Source organism: Vibrio sp. JPW-9-11-11 (assembly GCF_013369335.1).
Taxonomy (GTDB): Bacteria; Pseudomonadota; Gammaproteobacteria; order Enterobacterales; family Vibrionaceae; genus Vibrio.
Map to the genome: position 1 here is coordinate 49841 of NZ_SZQJ01000010.1, position 25028 is coordinate 74868.

Consider the following 25028-nt stretch of genomic DNA (forward strand, 5'->3'; position numbering starts at 1 on the left):
AGTTACAGCATAGGTGTTTCAGCTGGTGGAGTAGTTGCATCGCTTTCTACTACACGAACTTTAGCGTGGTTACTTAGACGTACTTGACCCGACGTCACTACCACATCACCGGGATTAACACCTTCAAGGATGTGCGCAATGTCCTGCGTGCGTTCACCCACTTTCACCACTTGCTGGGTTACACGCTTTTCACCATTCTCCTCTGTGACAATGTAGACATTGTCGCCATATAGAGTAAAGGTGATCGCGGTTTGTGGCAGTGTGACTTGGTTTTCAAGCTTAGGCAGAATGATGTTGGCACGCGCAAACATACCACTACGCAACTGACCATCGCTGTTTGGAATATCAGCCTGAACTTGAATCAGGCCACTTTGAACATTAACCGCAGGCTCGATTGCTGAGATAGAGCCTTTAAATGGTTTTTCAGGGTAAGCATCGACGAAAATATCCACCTCTTGACCCATAGAAATACGAGAGATGTCGGTTTGTGGCACCGTAAAGCGCAGACGCATGACGCTAGTATCTTCTAAGCGGACAATATCCGTACCGGCTTGTAGGTATTGGCCGAGATACACGTTACGAATACCCACTACACCCGCGAATGGCGCTTTTATCTCGCGGCGGTCAATCGCAGCTTTTAAGCTCTCGATATCGGCTTTGAGCGAGAAGTAGTTTGCTTCTGCTTCGTCGTATGCCTCTTTAGAGATAGAGCCTTTTTTGTACAAACCTTGGTAGCGTTTGTATTTAGCTTCAGCCGCCGGTAGCTTAGCCTGTGCACTCTTAAGGTTGGCTTTCTCAACTTCAGAGTCGAGCAATACCAAAGGTTGGCCCTCTTCCACCGCAGTGCCTGAATCAAAAGCGATCTTATCAATCACGCCGCTGGTTTCATTGGCCACCGTGACGCCTTGATTCGGTTCGATAAAGCCAATCGCCTCAATCACAGGTACCCAATCTACTGCATCAACAGTGGTGACCGTTACCGGAAACTCTGGCTCTGGTCGGTTAGCCATGTACTCAGCGATTTTCTGCTGCTTAAATAAGTTGAAACCTATCACGCTGCCAAACAGCAGTACCGCGATAAGTAGCATAAAAAAGGTCCACTTTTTCATTCTGACGAGAACTCCAAATTAGTGTTTTATAATCGCATCCCAACTGGCTTCAATGGCGGCTTCAATCGCGTCTTGATCCAGTTGGTAATATCCGAGAGATTGCTTACGTGCCAAAGTGACACTGACTTCTAAACTCAACGCTGCCAAAACGGGGTTATCTAACGGCTTAAAAACCCCCTGTTCACGGCCTTGAGTAAACATCTTGTCGACCTTGTGATACATTTTTCGCTCGACCTCTTTGGTCTCGTGGCTACGTACACAAGGTAGTGAATCGTATTGAGCTCGATTCTTTAGCAACTCAATGTTCGACCTTGAATGGTCAAAAATGTTTAACCACATTTTTCGAAATCTTTGTTTCAAAGGCATATTTTCGTCGACGCCACACTGAATGATTTCAGCATTACGTTGACAAACGGCTAAACGAACTTGTTGTAACAGGTCTTCTTTATCTGAGAAGTAACGATAAATAGTGCCCGCCGCAACGCCTGCTGTTTTGGCTAGCTTATGCATTGATAGGCCATGAAAGCCTGATTCCGCGATCAGTTTTTCTGCCGCATCAATAATCTTTTGTCTTTTATCTTCCATTGGATGACACCCAGACTTAACACCAACCAGAATAAATCTCTAAACGCCGATTTTTCCGATTGGTAGAATGGAATAGCACATTAGTGAATGAACGTTCATTCATTATAGCCCATACTCACCTCACATATGCAACAAAAAATCGCGTAATAGAGATAAATAATTCTCAATTACGCAGATGGCTGAGGTGAGTTCTACGTGTATCAGGTATAAACATAGCAATCTCATAGCGGCGCCATTATCATATGCGCCACCTTTTCCCACTTCTGAGATAGCTATGAAGCTGAACCCCAATCAAGATCAAGCAGTTAAGTACGTATCTGGACCTTGTTTAGTTCTCGCCGGTGCGGGCTCGGGTAAAACACGCGTGATCACTAACAAGATCGCCTACCTGGTTCAGCAGTGTGGTTATAAGGCGCGTAATATTGCGGCGGTGACCTTCACCAATAAAGCGGCGCGCGAGATGAAGGAGCGTGTTGGTCAAACGCTTGGCAAAAATGAGTCTAAAGGATTGATGGTGTCGACGTTTCACACCTTGGGTTTGAACATCATTAAGCGCGAGTATAAAGCGCTCGGTTTAAAGGCGGGCTTTTCACTGTTTGATGACCAAGACCAAATGGCGCTACTCAAAGAGTTGACTGAGCAGCAACTAGATGGCGATAAGGATCTCTTACGTCAACTGTTGAGCACCATCTCCAACTGGAAAAATGACATGCTCACGCCCGATCAAGCCAAGGCGCAAGCGCAAGGTGAGCAGCAACAGTTATTTGCGTTCTGTTTTGAGATGTACCAAAAGCAGATGAAAGCGTACAACGCACTGGATTTTGACGACCTAATTTTATTGCCAGTACTGCTACTGCGTACCAATCAAGAGGTGCGTCAGCGCTGGCAAAATCGTATTCGTTACTTGTTGGTCGATGAGTACCAAGATACCAACACCAGTCAGTATGAATTGGTCAAGCTGATAGTGGGAGAGCGCGGGCGCTTGACCGTGGTTGGCGATGACGACCAGTCTATCTACTCTTGGCGCGGGGCAAAGCCGCAAAATTTAGTGCTATTGGGCGAAGATTACCCCAACTTACGTTTGATTAAGCTGGAGCAAAACTACCGCTCGACCAGCCGCATTCTTCGAGCCGCCAATATTTTGATTGCTAATAATCCGCACGTGTATGAAAAATCGCTATTTTCCGAAATTCCAGATGGCGAGAAGCTCAAAGTATTGTTGGCAAAAAACGAAGAGCATGAAGCTGAGCGAGTGACCGGTGAGCTGATTGCTCATAAGTTCCTCAACCGAACCGAGTATAAAGATTATGCGGTGCTGTATCGGGGCAACCATCAGTCGCGTTTGATTGAAAAGTCTCTGATGCAAAACCGGGTGCCTTATAAATTGTCAGGCGGAACCTCATTTTTCGCTCGCTCAGAGATTAAAGACATCATGGCTTACCTGCGAGTATTGGTGAACCCAGACGATGACAACGCGTTTTTACGTATCGTGAACACGCCGCGCCGTGAAATCGGCCCGGTTACGCTTGAGAAGCTGGGTAGTTACGCCAATATGCGCGGCAAAAGTCTGTTTGAAGTGAGTTTTGAGCTTGGACTTGAGCAATCGCTAAGCGGTCGCGGGTTGGAGAACTTACGCCGGTTTACCGCTTGGCTAGTGAAAATTGCTGATCAAGCCGAGCGCGGCGATACGGTTGAAGCGGTTCGCTCTTTGGTGCGTGATATCAACTATGAAGATTGGTTGTATGAAACCTCGGCGAGCCCTAAAGCGGCGGAAATGCGCATGAAGAACGTATCGGATCTCTATTCGTGGATCGTCGCTGACCTAGAGGGCGATAATTATGACCAAGAAGAGAAAACTCTTAAAGAAGTGGTCCAACGCCTAACGTTGCGTGACATGATGGAGCGCGGTGAAGAAGACGAAGATAGCGATGCGGTACAATTAATGACACTGCATGCGTCGAAAGGTCTAGAGTTTCCATATGTTTACTTGATTGGTGCCGAAGAGGGGATTTTGCCGCACCAAACCAGTATCGATGAAGAGAATGTCGAAGAAGAGCGCCGTTTGATGTACGTGGGCATCACTCGTGCTCAGCGTGAATTGAGCTTCACTATGTGTAAAGAGCGCCGTCAGTTTGGCGAGTTGATTAAACCGACACAAAGCCGTTTTCTTGATGAGCTACCGTTTGATGATGTCGAGTGGGAGCAGACGAAAAAGCCGGTAACCCAAGAGGAACGAATGGCCAAGGGACAGGCACACATTGCCAACTTGAAAGCGATGTTCAATAAGAAGTGATGGCATATAAGTACTAAAAAGGCTCGGTGATTACCAAGCCTTTTTAGTGATGTATTAGAGAAGGGAATTACAGACCTTCAATCATATGATCGATAGCGGCAACAATTTCGTCATCCGAACAGTCCATACAGGTGCCTCGGGCAGGCATCGCATTGAAACCATTGATTGCGTGGTTGTTGAGTACATCACGGCCTTGTGCGATACGCGGAGCCCAATCGCCAGCATCACCCGTTTTCGGTGCGCCACTCACGCCTGATGCGTGACAAGCAATACAGAAAGTCCCGTACACAGTTGCACCATCACGAGGACCGGTTGGTTCTGCTTTAACCGGTTCTGCCCCTGCTAGATACACATCACCAACAGGTTTAATACGTTCAGCAATAGCATCATATTCTTCTTGGCTTACACTGGCTGCAAAAGAGGCGCTAGAAAAAGTGATTGCAGCGACCAAAGCGGTTAACATTTTTCGAGACATATCCATTAAACTCACTTTACATTCCTGAAGGTAAGTGCGTGCTTACCTGTTATTAGAGTGGGATTTGATCAACAGCGACCAAAAGCGCGTAAAACCCTGAGTTGCTGTTAAATCAATGTAAATAATGGGTGATTATATCCTGTTAACTTGTTGCAATAAACAACAAGTTAACCGCTTGTAGACTAGTATCTAATGGGAAATAGGGGTTTATCACACTTTAATTGCCCAAAAAGGCGCCAACCGATAAAAAAAGTTTAAAAAGTACTAGACGACATTGTGTGATATCCGTATTATTCCACTCCGCCGATAGGGCATGCGCCCGTAGCTCAGTTGGATAGAGCGTTGGCCTCCGGAGCCAAAGGTCGAAGGTTCGAATCCTTTCGGGCGTACCATTCGCTCAAAGGTATATCGGTGAAAAATATAGTGGTGGCTATAGCTCAGTTGGTAGAGCCCTGGATTGTGATTCCAGTTGTCGCGGGTTCAAGTCCCGTTAGCCACCCCATTTATTTAGGTAACGTAAGTTTCCTGCTTTGATTAAAATCAGGGCAAAACATTAAGTCGGTGAATAGCGCAGCTTGGTAGCGCATCTGGTTTGGGACCAGAGGGTCGGGGGTTCGAATCCCTCTTCACCGACCACTATTTCGTTTTTCGCTATAGCGATGAACACTATAATTTGATGGTGGCTATAGCTCAGTTGGTAGAGCCCTGGATTGTGATTCCAGTTGTCGCGGGTTCAAATCCCGTTAGCCACCCCATTAATCAAGGTAGCTTCGGTTTCCTATTGCGATTTAAGCGCAGTAAAACATAAGTCGGTGAATAGCGCAGCTTGGTAGCGCATCTGGTTTGGGACCAGAGGGTCGGGGGTTCGAATCCCTCTTCACCGACCACTATTGAAGCCCTAGTCGAAAGACTAGGGCTTTTTACTTTCTGGTATTTAGGATCTGATTCGAATCCTGAGTGGGGTTCGCCTGATGTTCAAGGAATGGCTCTTCACCGACCACAATTGAAGCCCTAGACTAGCCGTCCGCGACGAAAGACTAGGGCTTTTTACTATCTGTAATATAGTTAATTCGAACTCAAAGCGGGGTTCGTCTGATGTTCAAAGTATGTCTCTTCACCCAGCACTATTAAAAAGCTTCGTCAGAAATGATGAGGCTTTTTACTTTCTGGTATTTAGGGTCTGATTCGAATCCTGAGTGGGGTTCGCCTGACGTTCAAGGAATGGCTCTTCACCGACCACTATTAAAAAGCCTCAACTGGCCGTCTGCGTCACAAATTACGGGGCTTTTTTGCTTGTGACATTTCTCATACTCATATCGTCTTTATTTACTCTTTACGCATCAACCGCACTTTTCTTATCTACATTCCACAAAATTACAGTGGTCAATATCGCTAATAATGCGGTCTTTATCTAGCATATAGTTTGGTTAAATTGTGATAAACCTCAGATCATTATCTCAAAATTCATACTTTAATAGGTTTATGTTTTTTATTTGTTAAACACCCAATGTCGCATTGGAGTGAATTTATATTCATCCTTGGTTTCGTTTGTTTATAACCAAAAGTAGTAACAAATAACTTGAAGCCTTTTATTTTAGGATGCCGCATTGATGATTGATTCTGGTTTGACCAATTGATCATCTAGCTGTTTTGCATATTTATTTTGCTTTAGTGCTTGGTTTTTGTTCGATTTCGACTTTTTATCCTATGTTTGTTGCTTTTCTGTGAATTATTTGCCAAATTGATGACCTTATAAATTGCCGTAACACTATGTCGGCATGAATGGATTCACTTTTCAGACAGGGCAGAAAGCTGCCAAAGCAGTAGAGGTCTGGTTAATGTCACTCTTAGAAGTAAAAAACCTTCGTATTGAATACCCTTCGCGTCATGGGGTGCATGCCGCTGTCAAAGCGCTCTCTTTTAATATTGAGCGTGGCGAAATTGTCGGTGTGGTTGGCGAGTCGGGAGCAGGTAAATCGACCGTGGGTAATGCGGTTATCGATTTACTTAGCCCTCCGGGACGTATCGCCAGCGGTGATGTGTATCTCGATGGTGAACTGATTTCCGGTCTCAAACCAGAGCAGATGCGCAAAGTGCGCGGATCCAAAATTGGATTTATCTTCCAAGATCCAATGACATCGCTTAATCCACTGTTTACGGTCGAGCATCAGTTAAAAGAGACGATCCACGCAAACATGAAGGTGTCGGATGAAGAGGCCTATCAGCGCGCTCTATCACTGATGCAGCAGGTAGGGATTCCTCAGCCGGAAAACCGTCTTAAACAGTATCCTCACCAGTTCTCTGGCGGCATGCGTCAGCGTGTGGTTATTGCCATTGCGCTTGCGGGCGAACCCGACCTGATCATTGCTGATGAACCAACAACCGCATTGGATGTTTCGATCCAAGATCAAATCCTAACTTTGATTCGTGATTTGTGTATTAAGAATAACGTCGGCTGTATGTTGGTGACTCACGATATGGGAGTGGTCTCAAACGTGACTGACCGCGTGGCGGTGATGTACCGCGGCGACCTCGTTGAGTTTGGACCAACGGCCAAAGTACTTGGCGACCCTGACCACACCTACACACGCAGCCTTATCTCGGCGGTACCGCGATCGGATATGAAACTCGATCGTTTCCCCTTAGTAAGTTATATCGAAGAAGCGGCGGAAATGAAGCCGCTAGACATTAAGAATCACTGGTTAGGTCAAAGCCAAGATGAGCGTGAATACACAGGTCCACTACTCAATGTTGAGAATGTTAACTTACGCTTCGTGACCAAAGATTCGCTGTTTGAAAGTCGCCGCGAGTATGTCCAAGCATCTAACAATGTCAGTTTCGAAGTGTTCGAAGGTGAGACATTTGGTTTGGTAGGAGAGTCTGGCTCAGGTAAATCAACCATTGCGCGTGTGATTGCCGGTTTATACGCGCCAGACGAAGGTCGCGTGACATTCGAAGGTATTGACCTGACTGGTTTGAAGTCAGAGAAAGAACGTCGCCCAATGCGCCGTCAAATGCAGATGGTGTTTCAAAACCCATATACATCCATGAACCCACGCATGAAGGTGTTTGACATTATTGCCGAACCGATTCGTTTTCATAAGTTGACCAATAGCGAGACGGAAACGCGCCAAATCGTCAACGACTTGCTTGAGCACGTGGGTTTGGGACATATGGCAGGCGTTAAATACCCGCACGAGTTTTCTGGTGGTCAGCGTCAACGTATCTCGATTGCTCGCGCTTTAGCGACGCGACCACGCTTGTTGATTTGTGATGAACCGACGTCTGCTTTGGATGTGTCGGTACAAGCGCAGATCCTAAACCTACTCAAAGATTTACAAGATGAGTTAAATCTCACCATGCTGTTTATCAGCCATGACCTTCCGGTGATTCGCCAAATGTGTGACCGAGTGGGGGTAATGCAAATGGGGACCTTGCTCGAAGTTGCACCGACAGAGCAGCTGTTTGGCTCACCTCAGCATGAGTACAGCAAGCAATTGATTTCTCTGATGCCAGAATTTACCGGTTTAAGAGAAAAGATAAAAACGGCGTAAGTCGTCGATCTTACCCAGACTTCTGGGTGAATAAACAGAAGCAAACACAACAACTAGGGATAGAAAATCCCGCATAAGGAGTTATGCAATGAAAACCATGAAAAGCAAACTAGCAGTGGCTTTAATGGCAGCTGGCCTTAGCTTGAGCGCAGCTGCAGCAGATATCACCGTCGCTTATGACGCAGATCCAGTATCACTTGACCCGCATGAGCAGCTTTCTGGCGGCACACTGCAAATGTCTCACATGGTGTTTGATCCACTAGTTCGTTACACACAGAAGTTAGATTTTGAACCTCGCCTTGCAGAGAAATGGGAACGTGTTGATGACACCACTTTCCGTTTCAAACTGCGTGAAGGGGTGAAGTTCCACTCTGGTAATGAACTAACCGCTGATGATGTGGTTTGGACGTTTGAGCGTCTGAAAGACTCTCCAGATTTTAAAGCAATCTTCGAACCGTATGAGAAGATGGTTAAAGTTGACGATTACACGGTAGAGCTTGTTTCCAAAGGTGCTTACCCTCTGGTTCTTCAAACAGCAACTTACATCTTCCCAATGGACAGCAAGTTCTACTCTGGTACAACGGCTGACGGCAAAGACAAAGGCGAAGTAGTTAAGCACGGTAATTCTTTTGCTTCAACTAACGTATCAGGTACGGGTCCGTTCGTTGTGACTTCTCGTGAGCAAGGTGTAAAAGTAGAATTTGAACGTTTTGATGGTTACTGGGACAAGGACACGGGTAACGTAGACAAACTCACTCTAGTACCAATCAAAGAAGACGCCACTCGCGTTGCAGCACTTCTATCTGGTGATGTCGATATGATTGCACCAGTGGCTCCAAACGACCACAAGCGTGTAAAAAATGCGAAAGGCGTTGACCTAGTGACGCTACCAGGCACACGTATCATTACGTTCCAAATGAACCAAAACAGCAACGAAGCTCTGAAAGACGTGCGTGTTCGTCAGGCTATTGTTCACGCTATCAACAACGAAGGTATCGTGAAGAAAATCATGAAAGGCTTCGCGACAGCGGCTGGTCAGCAAGGCCCTGAAGGCTATGCCGGTTACAGCGCAGATCTTATGCCTCGTTACGATCTTAAGAAAGCAAAAGCTTTGATGAAAGAAGCGGGTTACGAAAACGGCTTTACGCTATCTATGATGGCGCCAAACAACCGTTACGTAAACGACGCGAAAATTGCTCAAGCGGCTGCGGCAATGCTATCTAAGATTGGTATCAAGGTTGATCTGAAGACCATGCCTAAAGCGCAATACTGGCCTGAGTTCGACAAATGTGCGGCAGACATGTTGATGATCGGTTGGCACTCTGATACCGAAGATTCAGCGAACTTCTCTGAGTTCCTAACCATGACGCGTAACGAAGAGTCAGGTAAAGGTCAGTACAACTGTGGCCACTACTCGAATGCAGAAGTGGACAAGTTAGTGATGGATTCAAACGTAGAAACGGATCCTGCTAAGCGTGCTGCCATGCTGCAAAAAGTAGAAGCAACACTGTACAACGAAGCAGCGTTTGTACCTCTACACTGGCAGAACCTAGCGTGGGGCGCAAAATCTAACGTCGACATTGCTCCAATCGTAAACGCGATGAACTTCCCTTACTTCGGCGACCTAGTGGTTAAGTAATTAGGTTGAAGTAAGTTGGGTACCTGCCATGGTGTAGGTGCCCAACGATTTTTTGGTGCTTAGCTTTGTTTCAGTCGGGTTGAGTGCCATTTTTAAGACTGAAAGTTGCGAACGACATAGTTCGATTTCGCAGACTGAATTCCATGGAAAGTAAAGGGGCAAGGAATGTTTTCGTTTCTGGTCAAGCGCCTGTTTCAGGCACTGATAGTGATGTTTGTGATCAGTTTAGTGGCGTTTGCCATTCAGGATAACCTTGGCGACCCTCTGCGTGAGCTGGTTGGTCAGTCGGTTTCTGAAGCAGAGCGTCAAGCTTTGCGTGATGAGTTAGGCCTGAACGATCCCTTCATTACAAAATACACACGCTTTGTAGGCAATGCGATACAAGGTGATTTAGGTACTTCTTATTTCTTCAAGCGCCCTGCGGTTGAGGTGATTCTGGATAAACTGGTTGCCACACTCGAACTGGTGTTTGGGGCAACACTGATTATTATATTTTTCTCAATCCCTCTCGGTGTTTACTCGGCAATTCACCCAAAAAGTGTGTTCACTAAGGTAGTGATGGCAGGTAGTAGTATCGGTATCTCTATTCCGGTGTTTTTGACCGCCATCATGTTGATGTATGTGTTTTCGATAGAGTTAGGTTGGCTGCCGTCCTATGGACGCGGCGAAACCTCTAATGTGTTGGGCTGGGAATCTGGCTTCTTCACCCTAGATGGACTCGCGCACCTGATTTTGCCATGTATTGCACTGGCTTCTATTATGCTGCCGCTGTTTATTCGCTTGGTACGCTCTGAGATGCTGGAAGTATTGAGTTCTGAGTACATCAAGTTTGGTAAAGCGAAAGGCTTGGCGCTGAACAAGATCTATTACCAACACGCGCTGAAAAATACCATGTTACCGGTACTCACCGTTGGTGGTGTACAGATTGGTACTATGGTTGCCTACACCATCTTGACTGAGACCGTTTTCCAGTGGCCAGGCACTGGTTTCCTTTTCCTTGAAGCTATTAACCGTGTGGATACACCGCTTATCACCGCTTACGTAATTTTTGTTGGCCTGATATTCGTTGTCACTAACACTATTGTTGATTTGCTGTACGGCATCATCAACCCAACCGTTAATTTGACAGGTAAAGGAGCATAATTATGAGTCAAACAATGGCTGCTCCTTCTCGTTGGGAGCGTTTCAAACAATCGGATTTTCTGTATTACTTTAAGCGCGATAAAGTTGCGATGGCGAGTTTTACGGTCTTCATGCTGTTTTTGGTGATGGCGCTGTCTGCACCAATCATTGCCCCTACCGACCCTTATGATCTCTCTTCAATAGATATCCTCGATTCTGAGTTACCTCCGTCATGGATGGAAGACGGCGATGAACGTTTCTTATTGGGTACCGATGAGCAGGGTCGTGATATTTTTTCGACCATTCTTTATGGTTCACGTTTATCGCTTGCGATTGGCTTTTTAGCGGTCGGCTTGCAGTTAATACTAGGGATCGTGATTGGCCTATCAGCAGGTTACTTCGGTGGTCGTATCGATAGCTTCTTGATGCGCTTTGCTGATGTGCAGTTATCATTCTCAACCATGATGGTGGCGATCATCGTCTCGGCGATCTTCAAGGCCAGCTTCGGCAGCGACTTCTACAGTCAGTACGCGGTGGTGATGCTGGTGGTGATCATCGGTGTGGCTGAGTGGCCGCAATACGCACGTACCATTCGAGCGTCGGTACTAGCAGAGAAGAAGAAAGAGTATGTTGAAGCGGCGCGCGTGATGGGCTTTAAAGCGCCACGTATTATGTTCCGCCACATATTGCCAAACTGTTTATCTCCAATCTTGGTTATTTCGACAGTGCAGGTGGCAAACGCGATTATGTCGGAGGCGGCACTTTCTTTCCTTGGACTAGGTTTGCCTGTAGACCAACCTTCGTTGGGGGCGCTAATTAGTATTGGATTTAACTACATTTTCTCTGGTGCGTGGTGGATTACCGCCTTTCCTGGAGTGGTGCTGGTCACATTAGTTCTGGTGATCAACTTGCTGGGTGACTGGCTACGAGACGTATTTAACCCAAAAATCTACAAAGGGTGATCCAAGCCTAAGATTTCAATATAAAAATCTCACTACACTAAGAGCCGTCATTCATTGCGGCTCTTTTTTTGCATTCTCAATAACGACGTTCTATAACGTCAATAAGAGAGCGGTAGTAAACAGCATCAGTGAACCAACACGGGTTTAGTTTGAACAGTATGGGTATCAATATGGCATCAATGCCGAACAAAACGTATTGGAAGCAATGGACACTCTTAGCGGCATTAGCTGTACCATTTTGGTCACCCGCAGTATTGGCGGAAGAATTTCTCTGTGATGCGACACAAGCATCAACCAACCAATTGCCTGTGCTTGATACAAATTGTCCTGTTGGCAACGGATTGTGGGGTAAGTCCCCCCCTAAAGGGTCACAGTCGACCTTTTGGATCCAGTGTGGTGTCTTTGGGCAGCCTTTATCTTTGCCTAAGGCGAAGCTTCTGTATAAGCAAATTAGTACCGATGTTTGGGCCAAACCCGAAGGCAAAGCCTATCGTTGCCTAATCGGGCCTTACAATGATTTCGCTATCGCAAAGCAAGAGCTGGCCAAGATTCAGACCGAACCCGGTTATAAACAGGCGTTTATTCGTGAGGTCGTAAAAGGTGCCCCCGCGAAAGCACCCAAGCCTATGACCAAGCCAGTGACAACGCCTAAACCGGCCAAGCAAGCGACAACCGTGATCCCTGCGCCAGTCAAAGCTCAGCCAGTTGCCGCCCCGCCAACCAAGGCGCAGAATCAAGGCGAAAAAGAAGTGACGATTCGTTTGAGTACTAAGGTCGCTGGAGTTGAATACAAGGTGCCCTATGCGATGTTTAGCGACGATCAGTTCTACATGGAGCATGAGCTGCCTTGGAACCGGATGGACTATCAAGGTGCGTACAAGATGTGTCAGCGCCTGGGAATGCGCTTGGCAACGCCGCAAGAGTGGCAAGCGCTGCTTGACTCAGGCATGATGGCCAAGGCTAAATGGCCGATGCACCTTCCTTACTGGGGCGCGGAACGCACTGGGCTATTTACGAGCGGTAAAGTGAATCAGCTCAAAGGAACGTCGTTGCTTAACGTGATATGTGTCAATTGATCGAAACCACAGTGGTGACACGACTACTGCGGTTTTTTTTCGGCTTCGTTAAGCAGTTCTAGGTATTTTTTCTCAACAAACTCTTTTTCTTTATTGAGGTGGTGGAGTTGCTGCTGGGATGCTTCTAACTCTGCCGCCAGTGCTTCCGTATCGCCTTTTGCCGATAACTGGCTTTGGTACTGCTCGATTTTCTCGAGTAGCTGCTGTTTCTCCTGCTGGAATGCTTTGGCGAGATTGTCGACCCCTCCTGACTCACTGATCTGAATGTACTCTTGTTCGAGTTGTTCAAATTGCTTTTCGAGTTGCTGCTTTTCCATCTGTAGGCTTTCTACCGTGTCATTTTGCTGCATTAATTTGCCTTTAGCGCGCTTTAAGCCTTTCACGCTTATGTCTAAGTCTCCTTTAAGTTTTTTGATTAAGCGGTGTGATTTATTCAGCTTTTGATTGAGCTCGTTGATAGACGCTTGCTCTTGTTCGCTGAGATCTTGTTTGGCGGCTTTAATTTGAGACACTTGAGATTCGAGCGCTTGCTGAATGATGATTAAGTCATTAAGTGTGTCGTTATTGTCAGCGGTATAGTTGAGGGCTTGGTCAACGGATTGCTGACAAAGGTCATAGGTTGCTCGGTCGAGCTCGCGATCGTTGACCACTTGGCGTGCAAAGTGGCGAAACTCACGCAAAATGAGCAACAAAATAATGAACCACGCTAGTAGAACCAGTAGGCCAAAGTCAATCGCGAGTGCGACGAGGTTGTCGGCGCTTAGCAGTGGCGATAAATCCATTCCATCCCTCAAAATTTGCAAGCAAGATCGAGGTTAAGTTTAGTTGAGTGGGAAAAATGTGCCTATAATTTAGACAGTTCTGCTTGGTTTAGGTAAAAGCGCACAGTGAAAATATTGATAGTTGATGACAGTAAAGCCACCTTAGAAATCGTCAGGCGGGGCTTAGAAAGCTTTGGTTATTGTCGTTTATCAATAAAAAAGGCCAGTGAGGCGCAGCAAGCGATGAAGCTTGCAGAGGAGTGGCAGCCGGATATTGTGTTGACCGACTGGTATATGCCCAATATGTCAGGGCTGGCTTTGATACAAGAGTTGATGAAACTCAACCAAGCTATCAAGGTGGGTATGATCACCACCGTCGATGACCAGCAACAAATCCAGCAAGCTAAAGCTGCAGGGGCCAGCTTTGTGCTGACCAAGCCATTTGAAGATAGTCAACTGCATCGCTTACTGCTGCCCTTGGTTCAAGGTGCCGAGGAGAGTAAAACGACGCTCGATTCAGTTAACGATGTGCAAAAAGAGTTGGCGTTGCCCAAGTTATCTCAGCTAGAGAAACTGTTGCAACGTGAGTTGGGCGATACCCTCAGCTTATCGAGCTTAAGTGCTCAGCGTTTCGATAGTAGCAAAATTCCATGTTTACTCGCAGTCTACGAAGATAGCGCGACGCAAAAGCCGCGTGCGGTAGCCATTCTCGACTTGAACGCCATTTGTGTGTTTTCTGGGGCTAGCGGTGAGGCCAAGCAACAAGTTTTGCAGGCTCAATTAGTCAGTAAAGGGATCTTAGACGCGTGCCAGACTGTGTTAAATCGTTCTGCATTAGCGTTTCTCGACAGCCAAACTCGTAAGAGTTTACGCCTTAAAAGCGTCAGTTTTATTCCCACAGAGTTTGATAAGCTCAAAACGCTCTATGATAAGCCAGCCGATAAGCGAGTCGACTTTTGCTGCCAAGTCGATGAGGGGTTTGTCGGTAACGTCACCTTAGTTGGTTTTTAGCGGCAATAAAAAAGGATGCCTTGGCATCCTTTTTCACAATTTGTCGCCCATTACCGCATGGTAACAAACTCTTCAGAACCGGTTGGGTGAATGGCAACCACAGAGTCGAAGTCCGCTTTGGTTGCGCCCATCTTCATCGCGACACCGAAACCTTGAATCATTTCATCTACGGTGAAACCAATACCGTGTAAGCCCACGACGGTCTCTTCTTCGCCGGCACAAACCAGTTTCATCTTACATGGTTGACGGTGCTTAGTCACGGCGGTGTACATTGCGGTAAAGCCAGACGTGTAAACCTTCACGTTGTCTTTGCCGTACTTCTGTTCCGCTTCTTGCGTTGTCAGACCGATAGTACCGATTGGTGGGTGGCTGAACACGACAGTTGGCACTAGGTTGTAGTCCATCTTCGCGTTGGTCTTGCCATTGAATAGACGCTCTGATAGCTGACGGCCCGCTTTAACTGCCACAGGTGTTAGCTCAATACCGCCTTCCATGATGTCGCCGACACAGTAGATGCCAGGTACGTTGGTCGCTTGGAACTCGTCGACTTTGATGTAGCCGCCCTCGTTAGTTTCAACGCCCGTCGATGCAAGGTTAATCGCATCCGTTGCTGGATGACGACCGATAGCCCAAATAAGCTGGTCTACGTTTTGGCTATTACCATTCTCTAGGTGAAGCGTTAGGCTGCCATCGGCTTCTTTAACCACTTCTTTTGGCACTGAGTGCGTGTGTAGTGTTGGACCTTCCGCTTCCATCACTTCAACGAGCGTTTCGATGATCATTGGATCGAAGCTACGTAGTGGTGACTCTTTGCGGCAGAATAGGTGCGTTTCTGTGCCAAGTGCGTGTAATACACCAGCGATTTCAACCGCGATGTAACCTGCACCGATAACCGCAACACGTTTTGGCTGTTCACTCAGCTCAAAGAAACCGTTGGAGTCGATGCCGTATTCTGCACCAGGAATGTTCGGAATCGTCGGGCGGCCGCCGACTGCAATTAGGATGTGATCCGCTGTGTAGTGCTCACCGTTGACTTCAACGGTCTTAGCATCAACAAACTTAGCGAAACCTTTGATTACGTTTACTTTGTTGTTGCCCAGTACGCGATCGTAAGATTGGTGGATACGGCCAATGTAAGCTTGGCGGCTCTCTACCAATTTGTTCCAGTCGAAGCCTTTTACGTCGACGTCAAAGCCGTAGTCTTCGGCGTACAAGTTCATCGCTTCAGCGATTTGCGCGCCATGCCACATCACTTTTTTCGGCACACAACCGACGTTAACACAAGTACCACCAAGATCTTGCGCTTCGATGAGGGCTACTTTTGCGCCGTACATGGCCGCACGGTTTGCTGATGCGATGCCGCCTGAGCCGCCACCGATGCAGAGGTAATCAAAATGAGTCGCCATTACTTTCTCCGAGCTGATTGATTTTTTGAATGCTTATAGAGTATATCGGGATGAGTTTGAGCAAACTCAATCCACTACTCAGCTTTACTGATGTGTATCATAAATCGACTGGGCACCTTTTCCCAATGAGAAAAAGCGCGCAGGATTATGACAAATAGCGATAAAGCCAAGCTTCAGGTTATCTGGGTTGGATTATTCTGGAACAATCCATTCCACTTTAAAGTGACCGGTTGCCGGGGCAATTGCTTCTTTTAAGAACGGCAGTATCTCGTTCATTTGGCTTTCGAGTTTCCACGGTGGGTTGATCACTATCATGCCCGACGCCGTCATTCCGCGCTCATTGGTATCAGGGGCAACGCCGAGTTCAATTTGTAAGATTTTACGAATGCCTAGCCCTTGTAAGCCTTCAATCATGTCTTCAATGTCACAACGGTTAACCACTGGGTACCAAATCGCATAAATGCCTGTCGCCCAGCGTTTGTAGCTTTGGAAGATGGCTTGTACTACGTCGCGATACTCTTTCGCCAGCTCGTAAGGCGGGTCTATGAGGACTAGGCCTCGGCGCTCTTTGGGCGGCAAACTGGCTTTAAGACGTTGGAAACCATCTTGCTTAAAAATACTCACTTGACGATCGCGGTGAAACTCTTGTTCAAGCAACGGGTAGTCGCTGGGATGAAGCTCGGTGAGTACCATGCGGTCTTGAGGGCGTATCTGCGCACGTGCCACTCGAGGTGAACCTGGGTAATAACGCAGCGTATCGCCGTGATTGAGCGCTTTCACCGCGTCGAGGTAACTCTCAAGTTCTGTCGGCACACCGTTTTGTTGCCATACTCGGGCGATGCCTTGTTTATACTCGCCCGTTTTTTCCGACCACTCATGGGTCAGGTCATAGCGGCCCACGCCAGAGTGGGTGTCGTGGTACACAAACGGTTTATCCTTTTGCTTTAAGGCGTCGAGGATCAGGCTTTGAACTATGTGTTTAATCACATCGGCATGGTTGCCGGCATGAAAGCTGTGGCGATAACTTAACAAAATGACACTCTCAAATCGGGAGGCGAACAAAATAGCCCCTAGTATATACCCAATTCCACGTCAGAGGCAGGCTTGAGCCATTCCGCTCATCGGCTTTTGTCTAGCTGATTCACCGCGGCTACTATTGAAAAATCGTGAATCTACCTATATTTAGTAGTAAACCAACGATAAATTTGTACGGCGAACGCTCGGTTCGCATCGCCAATAAAAGGAATGTTTATGTCTAATCCACTTCTTAGCTTTACTGATTTGCCACCCTTTTCGCAAATCCAGCCAGAGCATGTCAAGCCAGCGGTAGAGCAGGCCATAGCAGACTGCCGGGCCAAAATTGAGCAGGTACTCGATGGCAATGAAGAGCCCACCTGGGACAATTTAGTTGCGCCAATTGAAGAAGTGGATGACAAACTCAGCCGTCTTTGGTCGCCTGTCAGCCATATGAACTCTGTGGTCAATAGTGATGAGCTGCGCGAAGCGTACGAAAGCTGCTTACCGCTGCTGTCGGAGTACGGCACTTGGGTTGGTCAGCACAAAGGGTTGTTTGAAGCGTACAAGGCGATCAAAGCCAGTGAAGCGTTTGCTGGTCTGACTCGCGCGCAACAAAAAACCATTAATGATGCGTTGCGTGATTTTGAACTGTCGGGAATTGGCCTGCCCGCTGATCAGCAGCATCGCTATGGTGAAATCAGCAAGCGTATGTCTGAGCTTGGCTCTAAGTTCTCGAACAATGTCTTGGATGCCACCATGGGCTGGACTAAGCATATTACCGACGAAGCAGAGCTGGCCGGTATGCCAGAGTCGGCTCTTGCGGCTGCGAAAGCGGCGGCTGAAGCGAAACAACTCGATGGTTACTTACTCACTTTAGATATTCCGTCTTACTTGCCAGTAATGACATACTGCGATAACCAAGCGCTGCGCAAAGAGTTGTACGAAGCCTACGTCACTCGCGCTTCTGACCGTGGTCCGACGGCTGGTAAATGGGACAACACCGAGATCATCAATGAGCAACTCAAACTTCGTTACGAGGTGGCCCGTATGCTCGGATTCAACACCTTTAGCGAAAAATCGCTCGCGACTAAGATGGCTGAGAATCCTTCGCAAGTGTTGGGCTTCCTCAATGACTTGGCCAGCAAGGCCAAACCGCAAGGTGAGCGCGAAGTCGAAGAGTTGCGTCAGTTTGCCAAAGCGGAGTTTGGCGTTGAGGAACTCAACTTGTGGGATATTGCTTACTACAGTGAAAAACAGAAGCAACACTTGTTCCAAATTTCAGATGAAGAGCTACGCCCATACTTCCCTGAAGCCAAAGTCGTGAGTGGGTTATTTGAAGTGCTCAACCGCGTGTTTGGTATGAGCGTCAAAGAGCGTCACGGAGTCGATACTTGGCATGAGTCGGTGCGTTTCTTTGATATTTTTGATGCGGATGAGAAGCTACGCGGTAGCTTCTATCTCGACCTGTATGCCCGTGAACACAAGCGCGGCGGCGCCTGGATGGACGAGTGTCGTGTGCGCCGCATCAACGCATCGGGCGAGTTGCAAACACCGGTTGCGTACCTCACTTGTAACTTCAACCGTCCTGTGGGTGATAAACCTGCGCTGTTTACTCATGATGAAGTGGTGACACTGTTCCACGAATTTGGTCACGGCATTCACCATATGCTCACTCAAGTCGATGTCGGTGCGGTATCGGGTATCAATGGCGTGCCTTGGGATGCGGTTGAGCTACCGAGTCAGTTCCTCGAAAACTGGTGTTGGGAAGAAGAGGCGCTGGCGTTTATTTCGGGTCACTACCAGACTGGCGAACCATTGCCGAAATCGATGCTCGAAAAGATGCTAGCAGCGAAGAACTTCCAGTCAGCGATGTTTATTTTGCGCCAATTGGAGTTTGGTTTGTTTGATTTCACTCTGCACACCGAGTTTGACCCCGATATGGGCCCTCGAGTACTCGAAACTTTGGCGGAGGTGAAGAGCAAAGTCGCAGTATTGCCAAGCCTTGAGTGGAACCGTTTCTCACATAGCTTCGGTCATATTTTTGCTGGTGGTTACAGTGCGGGTTACTACAGTTACTTGTGGGCAGAAGTGCTCTCTTCTGATGCATTCTCGCGTTTTGAAGAGGAAGGGATTTTCAACCGCGAGACAGGTCAAAGCTTCCTTAATCACGTTCTTGAGATGGGCGGTAGTGAAGAGCCGATGGAACTGTTTAAGCGTTTCCGTGGGCGTGAGCCACAGATCGATGCCTTGTTGCGTCATTCAGGAATTGCAGCCTAGTAACGATTCTCCACTTTGAACGATCAGAGCCTCGCGAATTTTGCGGGGCTCTTTTTTGTTCACTGGTGAGAAAAGCAATCGGGCGAGAGGGTTAATCAGTTCCCATTAACTTTGTGTGTATCAAGCGAGCTTGCGGCGCAGCCATTGATCGGCGCAGAGCTGTCCTGGACCCCAAATTACCACCATCAGTAACATTAATCCCCACAGTTGATGGTCGTAAAAGCCTTGTTCCCACAATACAGGATACGAGGCGACGGCGACGATATTAAAGCCAAATAACATGATTGCCATTGGCCGAGTAAATAGGCCGAGAGCGAGAAAGATAGGTACACTGAGTTCTGCCGCTGTGGCCAGATACGCCGCCCATAACCAAGGCAAAAACGGCACTTGGTACTCGTACTCAAATAGGTATAGGGTGCTGTCCCAGGTGGCAATTTTTGTCAATCCGGCATTAAAAAATACCCACGCAACCCACAAGCGACAAACCAGTAATAGCAGCGGTGCAACGCCAGTTTGTACGCGATTGACCCAGTGGTCATAACGATGGAGCCAGGTGGCCATTGAATAAGACATAGCGTGTTCTCCACTTATGGCTCAAGGGTAAAGCCCGCGAGCAGTTTGAGTTGGTTAAGTCGGTTGAGATGAGTGAGCAGCGACGGAGCAATATCGCTCAACAAGTGTTGTGCTTGTAACTGCTTCAGCAGTGAGTACTCATTCTCTGTGAGAGCCATACTCCACACCCCTTGATGTGCCTGATAGGCGATCACGCCCTGTTCTGCTTGATTGAGGTCTAGGGATGAAAAGTCGTTTTCTTGGATGGCTTGGCGCAGTGAGAACAGGGCGTAAGAAGATGCAAATCCCATCACGCTAGGGTGCAAGTGCACTTTTATCTGACAGTGTTCAGCCGTGGAAATTTGGCTCAACCCTTCTAACGGGCGCAGTCCGTTTAGTGTAGGGGAGTGATTGTATTGTTGTACAGATTGATCCATCACCCATTCGAAACGCGCGACATCTGGACTGTAGGGGGCCGCATCAACCAGTGCTGGAAACTGGTTGATGGTGTCGGAAAAATGGTTGCCGTAGTGGCTAACATCACCGGAGGTGAGCGGGTGATGCAACACATGTTGGCGCGCGACTTGGGCAAAGCACTCTTCTCCCCATAGCGCGAGCAACATCGGGTAGGTGGCTTGTAACACTTCGCTTAAACTGATAATGAAATTGTTGCGGTAAATCTGCAGCCGTTCTTCGGCGCTAAAAGCATCGCTGACAATATCGCACTGCTCAGCGTTGGCTTGATAATGTAGCGCAGCGTTAAAGTTTGACTGCAGTTGGGCGAGGCTGGGGGAGACACTCATGAGGCTTGCCTATTGTTCTGCTGGTGTAAGTAATCACTCGCTTTTTCGGCCTCGGCGAGCAGTATTGGCGCAGCTGGGATGTCTATATCCCACTCAATTAGAGTGTGACGTGTGCCGTATTGCCTGAGCCAATAGTCAAACAGTTGCCATACTTCATCACTAACGGGCTGACTGTGGGTATCAATCCATAGCTCGCCTTGCTCTAGCGCTTTGACCGTAAACCCAGCTAAGTGAATTTCATCGACGGCGTTGGCTGGGATGGCATCGAGATAGTGATAGCGGTCAAAACCATGATTGAACGCAGAAACGTGAATATTGTTTAGGTCGAGCAACAAACGGCATTCGGTGCGCTGTTGTACTGCGCGCAAAAACTCCCACTCTGTGATAGTGGAGTGTTGATAGCGCAAATAGCTGGATGGGTTCTCGATTAGAATCGGTCGCTTCAGAGCATCTTGCACTTCCATGACGTTACGACAAAACACCGCTAACGCCTCTTCGGTATAAGGTAGCGGCAGTAGATCATTAAAGTAGTGACCACCATTTTGACTCCAACTCAGATGGTCTGAAATCAAAAATGGGTTGAACTCGTCAACCAAGTTTTGCAACTGGCCTAGGTGATGACGATTGACCCGATCAACACTGCCAAGCGAAAGGCCAATGCCGTGACAACTGATTTGATAGTCCTTGGCAATACGACGTAGCTGATGACGCGCGTCGGAGTTGGGTTGGAAGTAGTTCTCGCTGTGAACTTCCAGCCAGCTCAGTGGTGTGGGGTGCTCAGAAAAAAAATTAAGGTGTGGTGTTCTTAATCCAACACCAACCTGTTGATGGTAGAGGGTCACGGTATGCTCCTTGTCAGCAAAAAAAAGCGATCTGGATGAGCTCAGATCGCTACGCCGCAATTGATTACGATGACTGGGTGCTACCGCCAGCAAGTTTGCCGCATAAACCTTTTGGTACCACCACGAAAGCATCCGATTGGTTATCTTGTTTTGCTGTGCCAGCGCATGAGCTGGTTTTCGTCGCACAATCGTTTTTGCCTGCTTTCGCCACGCCGTAGCATTTCTCTTTTTCTGCAGCAACGGCAGGCGTTGCGGTGAGTAGGGTGCCGCCTAGAGCAATAAGGCCAGTAATCGCGGTGGTCACAGCAAGGTTAGACTTTTTCATAATAATTTCCTCAGAATAGGTTGCTTTACTTTTATCGGCAAACTGCTGGTTAAAATTCCAACGGTTCACTTAACGAATAAGAGCGAAGTTGGCTGAGAAAACTTTCATTAAAATTGTCTCTGTCTGGGTGGTAATGGGTTAATTTGCTTTAAGTTATTGATAAATATGGTTATAAATTTTTTATTATTTTGCTGTTGAACAATTTATCGATGGGGTGATTCTGTCCCTAGCATCTTAAGGTCACTCGGGTATAATGCCGTTATATGTATAGATAAACAGTAGCTGAGCACCTCATGGATCCTTCATTACTTCTCGATGGTCTGAACGACAAACAGCGCGAAGCTGTCGCCGCCCCACTAGAAAATCTACTCGTTTTAGCGGGGGCAGGCAGTGGTAAAACTCGCGTGTTGGTTCACCGTATCGCGTGGCTAATGTCGGTTGAGCAAGCGTCGCCGTTTTCCATTATGTCGGTTACCTTCACTAACAAAGCGGCTGCGGAAATGCGCGGGCGTATTGAAGAGTTGATGATGGGCAGCGCTTCGGGAATGTGGAACGGCACTTTCCACGGGATTTGCCATCGTATTTTGCGGGCTCACTATCTCGATGCCAAGCTACCGGAAGATTTCCAAATTATCGATAGCGATGATCAGCAGCGTCTGCTACGTCGCTTAGTGAAAGCGCAAAATCTCGATGAGAAGCAGTGGCCGCCGCGTCAGGTAGCCTGGTGGATCAACGGCAAAAAAGACGAAGGCTTACGCCCGAATCACATTGATGCTTACCACGATCCGGTAACCAAAACTTACCTCCAGCTCTATAGCGCCTACCAAGAAGCGTGTGACCGCGCAGGTTTGGTGGATTTTGCTGAAATCCTGCTTCGTGCCCATGAATTGCTGCGTGAAAAGCAGCACATCAGAGAGCATTATCAAGCGCGCTTCAAGCATATTTTGGTGGATGAGTTTCAAGATACCAACAACATTCAATACGCTTGGCTGCGTATGATGGCCGGGCCAGATTCTCACGTGATGATAGTGGGTGATGACGACCAGTCTATTTATGGCTGGCGCGGGGCTAAAATTGAAAATATTGAGAAGTTCACGCGTGAGTTCCCAAGTGTTAATACTATTCGCCTTGAGCAAAACTATCGCTCGACCAAAACCATTCTTGAAGCGTCCAACACCCTGATTGCCAACAATACCGAACGTATGGGCAAAGAGCTGTGGACAGAAGGCGCAGAAGGTGAGCCGATTTCGGTGTATTCGGCTTACAACGAACTGGATGAAGCGCGCTTTGCGGTCAATAAGGTCAAAGAGTGGCAAGACAAAGGTGGCGCGTTGAATGACGCCGCGATGTTGTATCGTAACAACGCCCAATCGCGTGTGCTGGAAGAGGCCTTGATCCAAGCGGGGTTACCGTATCGAATTTATGGCGGTATGCGCTTCTTCGAGCGCCAAGAGATCAAAGATGCGCTCAGTTACTTAAGGTTGATGTCTAATCGCAACGACGATGCGGCCTTTGAGCGCGTGGTCAACACTCCTACTCGTGGTTTGGGTGATAAAACGTTAGAAACGATTCGCTTTGCCGCCCGCGATCGAGGGTGCACATTATGGCAAGCTAGTACGGCTCTGCTCGAAGAGCAAGTGTTGCCAGGTCGAGCTGCTGGCGCATTGAGCCGCTTTGTTGAACTTATTCAAGCACTTGAAGACGACACCTTTGAAATGTCACTGCACGAACAGACCGACCACGTGATTAAGTATTCGGGTCTGTTTGCCATGTATGAGCAGGAGAAAGGTGAGAAGTCGAAAGCCCGCATTGAAAACTTGGAAGAGCTAGTCACGGCGACTCGCCAGTTCGAAAAACCGGAAGAAGCGGAAGAGATGACTCTGCTAACGGCATTTTTGACTCATGCCGCCCTGGAAGCGGGTGAAGGTCAGGCGGATGAGTTTGAAGACGCAGTGCAACTGATGACCCTTCATAGTGCCAAAGGACTTGAGTTTCCACTGGTGTTTATGGTCGGCGTTGAAGAGGGCATGTTCCCAAGCCAAATGTCAGCTGAGGAGGCAGGCCGCTTGGAAGAAGAACGTCGCCTCTGTTATGTGGGAATGACGCGGGCGATGGAAAAACTCTATATCACCTATGCCGAGATGCGTCGTCTCTACGGACAAGATAAATATCACAAGCCGTCACGCTTTATTCGTGAACTACCAGAAGCGTGCTTGGATGAAGTGCGCATGAAAGCGCAGGTGAGCCGTCCGGCCAGCTCGGGTCGCTTTAGTCAAACCGTCGTCAAAGAGAGTTTTAACGAAACTGGCTTTAGCTTGGGTGCGCGCGTAATGCACCCTAAATTTGGTGAAGGTACGATTATCAACTTTGAAGGCAGCGGCCCACAAAGCCGAGTACAAGTGGCCTTTAACGGCGAAGGCATTAAGTGGCTGGTCACCGCGTACGCCAAACTCGAAAAGCTGTAGTTCTCTCAAGTGGTTTTTCAATATGTTTGAGCTTTAGACGAGGCGACAATCGAGCGAGACCCCTGAGCATAGGAAACCTATGTGATAGGGCCTGGCCAGCGCTCTGGGAGTGAGAGCAGACAACGAAGTATAAAGCTTAAACATGCAGAAAAAGAGATAAAGAAAAACCCCGAGGGCAAAGCCCATCGGGGTTATAGTCTTACTCGCAGCAATCCGGCTACTAGAGGTGCTCCATGCATCTAATCCTTGATAGTAGGCTGAGTTCCTTCAGCTTAGTCCTTTCATCGCCATCCTAGCGGTGTCCTTGACCCTATCCTGGTCCGCTAACCATCCACGTTAGCTCACTTCGCTTGTTCCTTGAGCGGTGTCCTTTTCATCATCCTGATGATCAGTCCTTTCCTCGTCCAGAGGTGTCCATTTCCCATCCTTAGTAGCAACCATCCTAGTCACTATTGCGTCCGTTCAATGTCCAATTTGCTTTCCGTGCCGATCACTCGTCCTGAGCAACCGTATCTTCTTCCTGAAGATTACCAAATCCGTGGCAATTTCCTGTTCCGTGTCAGCATCCTTCCGACACGATTCATATTACCCGTTTGTGCTCAGTGGGCAATAGCACGCAAACGTTTTATTCGATAAAAATTCGCATGAATATTGAGCGTTGCTATGTAAAACAATGAGTTATAGTTGGCTGTTTACATTTTTCTTAGCAAAAAAGCTATATTTACTCACTTGCTTGTAAGAGATCTCGCACAAG

Annotated in this window: 20 protein-coding genes and 5 tRNA genes; 15 read left to right on the forward strand and 10 right to left on the reverse strand. The window is 47.7% G+C overall.

Features of this window, described 5'->3' with window-relative positions; translation table 11 throughout:
* Nucleotides 1–2 precede the first annotated feature (2 nt).
* Together FCU94_RS14540 and FCU94_RS14545 are read right to left on the reverse strand one after the other, a co-directional pair.
* A complete protein-coding gene (locus FCU94_RS14540) occupies nucleotides 3–1109 on the reverse strand; it encodes an efflux RND transporter periplasmic adaptor subunit (RefSeq protein ID WP_176289244.1) in 1107 nt (368 codons plus the stop codon).
* Nucleotides 1110–1127: 18 nt separating this feature from the next.
* On the reverse strand, nucleotides 1128–1694 hold the full coding sequence (locus FCU94_RS14545; RefSeq protein ID WP_176289245.1) for a TetR/AcrR family transcriptional regulator: 567 nt from the start codon (nucleotides 1692–1694) through the stop codon (nucleotides 1128–1130).
* A 274-nt stretch (nucleotides 1695–1968) separates the two neighbouring features.
* On the opposite strand from FCU94_RS14545, the gene rep reads away from it, so the two are divergent.
* Complete coding sequence (gene rep / locus FCU94_RS14550; RefSeq protein ID WP_176289246.1) at nucleotides 1969–3987, forward strand: DNA helicase Rep; 2019 nt, start codon at nucleotides 1969–1971, stop codon at nucleotides 3985–3987.
* 67 nt (nucleotides 3988–4054) lie between these two features.
* Here the strand turns inward: rep and FCU94_RS14555 are convergent, their stop codons facing one another.
* Nucleotides 4055–4468 carry a c-type cytochrome gene (locus FCU94_RS14555; protein WP_176289247.1) on the reverse strand — a complete coding sequence of 138 codons (414 nt, stop codon included), beginning with the start codon at nucleotides 4466–4468 and terminating at the stop codon, nucleotides 4055–4057.
* Between the two features lie 309 nt (nucleotides 4469–4777).
* Between FCU94_RS14555 and FCU94_RS14560 the strand changes: the two genes are divergently transcribed.
* From FCU94_RS14560 to FCU94_RS14605, 10 genes are all read left to right on the forward strand, one after another.
* A tRNA-Arg gene (locus FCU94_RS14560) sits at nucleotides 4778–4854 on the forward strand.
* 34 nt (nucleotides 4855–4888) lie between these two features.
* A tRNA-His gene (locus FCU94_RS14565) sits at nucleotides 4889–4964 on the forward strand.
* 57 nt (nucleotides 4965–5021) lie between these two features.
* Nucleotides 5022–5098, forward strand: a tRNA-Pro gene (locus tag FCU94_RS14570).
* A gap of 43 nt (nucleotides 5099–5141) precedes the next feature.
* Nucleotides 5142–5217, forward strand: a tRNA-His gene (locus FCU94_RS14575).
* Between the two features lie 55 nt (nucleotides 5218–5272).
* A tRNA-Pro gene (locus FCU94_RS14580) sits at nucleotides 5273–5349 on the forward strand.
* A gap of 951 nt (nucleotides 5350–6300) precedes the next feature.
* Nucleotides 6301–8016 carry a dipeptide ABC transporter ATP-binding protein gene (locus FCU94_RS14585; protein WP_176289248.1) on the forward strand — a complete coding sequence of 572 codons (1716 nt, stop codon included), beginning with the start codon at nucleotides 6301–6303 and terminating at the stop codon, nucleotides 8014–8016.
* A gap of 88 nt (nucleotides 8017–8104) precedes the next feature.
* The gene (locus FCU94_RS14590; RefSeq protein WP_176289249.1) at nucleotides 8105–9655 is read left to right on the forward strand and encodes an ABC transporter substrate-binding protein; all 1551 of its coding nucleotides are present in this window, start codon (nucleotides 8105–8107) and stop codon (nucleotides 9653–9655) included.
* A 165-nt stretch (nucleotides 9656–9820) separates the two neighbouring features.
* Nucleotides 9821–10798: an ABC transporter permease gene (locus FCU94_RS14595; RefSeq protein WP_176289250.1), complete on the forward strand. Its 978-nt coding sequence runs from the start codon at nucleotides 9821–9823 to the stop codon at nucleotides 10796–10798.
* A gap of 2 nt (nucleotides 10799–10800) precedes the next feature.
* The gene (locus tag FCU94_RS14600) at nucleotides 10801–11739 is read left to right on the forward strand and encodes an ABC transporter permease (protein ID WP_176289251.1); all 939 of its coding nucleotides are present in this window, start codon (nucleotides 10801–10803) and stop codon (nucleotides 11737–11739) included.
* A gap of 170 nt (nucleotides 11740–11909) precedes the next feature.
* Nucleotides 11910–12815 carry an SPOR domain-containing protein gene (locus FCU94_RS14605; RefSeq protein ID WP_176289252.1) on the forward strand — a complete coding sequence of 302 codons (906 nt, stop codon included), beginning with the start codon at nucleotides 11910–11912 and terminating at the stop codon, nucleotides 12813–12815.
* Nucleotides 12816–12838: 23 nt separating this feature from the next.
* Here FCU94_RS14605 and FCU94_RS14610 read toward each other — a convergent pair whose 3' ends face one another.
* Nucleotides 12839–13597, reverse strand: a complete 759-nt coding sequence (locus FCU94_RS14610) for a chromosome partitioning protein ParA (protein ID WP_176289253.1) — start codon at nucleotides 13595–13597, stop codon at nucleotides 12839–12841.
* A 105-nt stretch (nucleotides 13598–13702) separates the two neighbouring features.
* Between FCU94_RS14610 and FCU94_RS14615 the strand changes: the two genes are divergently transcribed.
* On the forward strand, nucleotides 13703–14587 hold the full coding sequence (locus tag FCU94_RS14615) for a response regulator (protein WP_176289254.1): 885 nt from the start codon (nucleotides 13703–13705) through the stop codon (nucleotides 14585–14587).
* 50 nt (nucleotides 14588–14637) lie between these two features.
* Here FCU94_RS14615 and gorA read toward each other — a convergent pair whose 3' ends face one another.
* The gene (gorA, locus tag FCU94_RS14620) at nucleotides 14638–15993 is read right to left on the reverse strand and encodes a glutathione-disulfide reductase (RefSeq protein WP_176289255.1); all 1356 of its coding nucleotides are present in this window, start codon (nucleotides 15991–15993) and stop codon (nucleotides 14638–14640) included.
* Between the two features lie 192 nt (nucleotides 15994–16185).
* Nucleotides 16186–17025: a 23S rRNA (adenine(2030)-N(6))-methyltransferase RlmJ gene (locus tag FCU94_RS14625; RefSeq protein WP_176289278.1), complete on the reverse strand. Its 840-nt coding sequence runs from the start codon at nucleotides 17023–17025 to the stop codon at nucleotides 16186–16188.
* Between the two features lie 219 nt (nucleotides 17026–17244).
* On the opposite strand from FCU94_RS14625, the gene prlC reads away from it, so the two are divergent.
* Nucleotides 17245–19287 (forward strand): oligopeptidase A, encoded by a 2043-nt coding sequence (prlC, locus tag FCU94_RS14630; RefSeq protein WP_176289256.1) that lies wholly within the window; start codon nucleotides 17245–17247, stop codon nucleotides 19285–19287.
* Between the two features lie 120 nt (nucleotides 19288–19407).
* Here the strand turns inward: prlC and FCU94_RS14635 are convergent, their stop codons facing one another.
* From FCU94_RS14635 to FCU94_RS14650, 4 genes are all read right to left on the reverse strand, one after another.
* Entirely contained in the window at nucleotides 19408–19848 is a 441-nt protein-coding gene (locus FCU94_RS14635; RefSeq protein ID WP_441351746.1) for a DoxX family protein, read from the reverse strand.
* A 26-nt stretch (nucleotides 19849–19874) separates the two neighbouring features.
* The gene (locus FCU94_RS14640; RefSeq protein ID WP_176289258.1) at nucleotides 19875–20642 is read right to left on the reverse strand and encodes an HvfC/BufC N-terminal domain-containing protein; all 768 of its coding nucleotides are present in this window, start codon (nucleotides 20640–20642) and stop codon (nucleotides 19875–19877) included.
* A complete protein-coding gene (gene bufB, locus FCU94_RS14645; protein WP_369597258.1) occupies nucleotides 20639–21484 on the reverse strand; it encodes an MNIO family bufferin maturase in 846 nt (281 codons plus the stop codon). Before bufB ends, FCU94_RS14640 begins: the two co-directional genes overlap by 4 nt.
* A 64-nt stretch (nucleotides 21485–21548) precedes the next feature.
* On the reverse strand, nucleotides 21549–21809 hold the full coding sequence (locus FCU94_RS14650) for a BufA1 family periplasmic bufferin-type metallophore (RefSeq protein WP_176289260.1): 261 nt from the start codon (nucleotides 21807–21809) through the stop codon (nucleotides 21549–21551).
* Nucleotides 21810–22102: 293 nt separating this feature from the next.
* Between FCU94_RS14650 and uvrD the strand changes: the two genes are divergently transcribed.
* Together uvrD and FCU94_RS14660 are read left to right on the forward strand one after the other, a co-directional pair.
* Complete coding sequence (uvrD, locus tag FCU94_RS14655) at nucleotides 22103–24274, forward strand: DNA helicase II (RefSeq protein ID WP_176289261.1); 2172 nt, start codon at nucleotides 22103–22105, stop codon at nucleotides 24272–24274.
* Nucleotides 24275–24739: 465 nt separating this feature from the next.
* Entirely contained in the window at nucleotides 24740–24910 is a 171-nt protein-coding gene (locus FCU94_RS14660; protein ID WP_176289262.1) for a hypothetical protein, read from the forward strand.
* The last annotated feature ends 118 nt before the right edge of the window (nucleotides 24911–25028 follow it).

Bases quoted from the DNA above. Each gene is read 5' to 3' on its own strand.
- prlC (WP_176289256.1), top strand. From the start codon at position 17,245: ATGTCTAATCCACTTCTTAGCTTTACTGATTTGCCACCCTTTTCGCAA.
- FCU94_RS14555 (WP_176289247.1), bottom strand. From the start codon at position 4,468: ATGGATATGTCTCGAAAAATGTTAACCGCTTTGGTCGCTGCAATCACT.
- FCU94_RS14590 (WP_176289249.1), top strand. From the start codon at position 8,105: ATGAAAACCATGAAAAGCAAACTAGCAGTGGCTTTAATGGCAGCTGGC.
- FCU94_RS14640 (WP_176289258.1), bottom strand. From the start codon at position 20,642: ATGAGTGTCTCCCCCAGCCTCGCCCAACTGCAGTCAAACTTTAACGCT.
- FCU94_RS14595 (WP_176289250.1), top strand. From the start codon at position 9,821: ATGTTTTCGTTTCTGGTCAAGCGCCTGTTTCAGGCACTGATAGTGATG.
- FCU94_RS14610 (WP_176289253.1), bottom strand. From the start codon at position 13,597: ATGGATTTATCGCCACTGCTAAGCGCCGACAACCTCGTCGCACTCGCG.
- uvrD (WP_176289261.1), top strand. From the start codon at position 22,103: ATGGATCCTTCATTACTTCTCGATGGTCTGAACGACAAACAGCGCGAA.
- FCU94_RS14540 (WP_176289244.1), bottom strand. From the start codon at position 1,109: ATGAAAAAGTGGACCTTTTTTATGCTACTTATCGCGGTACTGCTGTTT.
- FCU94_RS14635 (WP_441351746.1), bottom strand. From the start codon at position 19,848: ATGGCCACCTGGCTCCATCGTTATGACCACTGGGTCAATCGCGTACAA.
- FCU94_RS14660 (WP_176289262.1), top strand. From the start codon at position 24,740: ATGTCCAATTTGCTTTCCGTGCCGATCACTCGTCCTGAGCAACCGTAT.
- rep (WP_176289246.1), top strand. From the start codon at position 1,969: ATGAAGCTGAACCCCAATCAAGATCAAGCAGTTAAGTACGTATCTGGA.
- FCU94_RS14650 (WP_176289260.1), bottom strand. From the start codon at position 21,809: ATGAAAAAGTCTAACCTTGCTGTGACCACCGCGATTACTGGCCTTATT.
- FCU94_RS14585 (WP_176289248.1), top strand. From the start codon at position 6,301: ATGTCACTCTTAGAAGTAAAAAACCTTCGTATTGAATACCCTTCGCGT.
- gorA (WP_176289255.1), bottom strand. From the start codon at position 15,993: ATGGCGACTCATTTTGATTACCTCTGCATCGGTGGCGGCTCAGGCGGC.
- FCU94_RS14605 (WP_176289252.1), top strand. From the start codon at position 11,910: ATGGCATCAATGCCGAACAAAACGTATTGGAAGCAATGGACACTCTTA.
- FCU94_RS14545 (WP_176289245.1), bottom strand. From the start codon at position 1,694: ATGGAAGATAAAAGACAAAAGATTATTGATGCGGCAGAAAAACTGATC.
- FCU94_RS14600 (WP_176289251.1), top strand. From the start codon at position 10,801: ATGAGTCAAACAATGGCTGCTCCTTCTCGTTGGGAGCGTTTCAAACAA.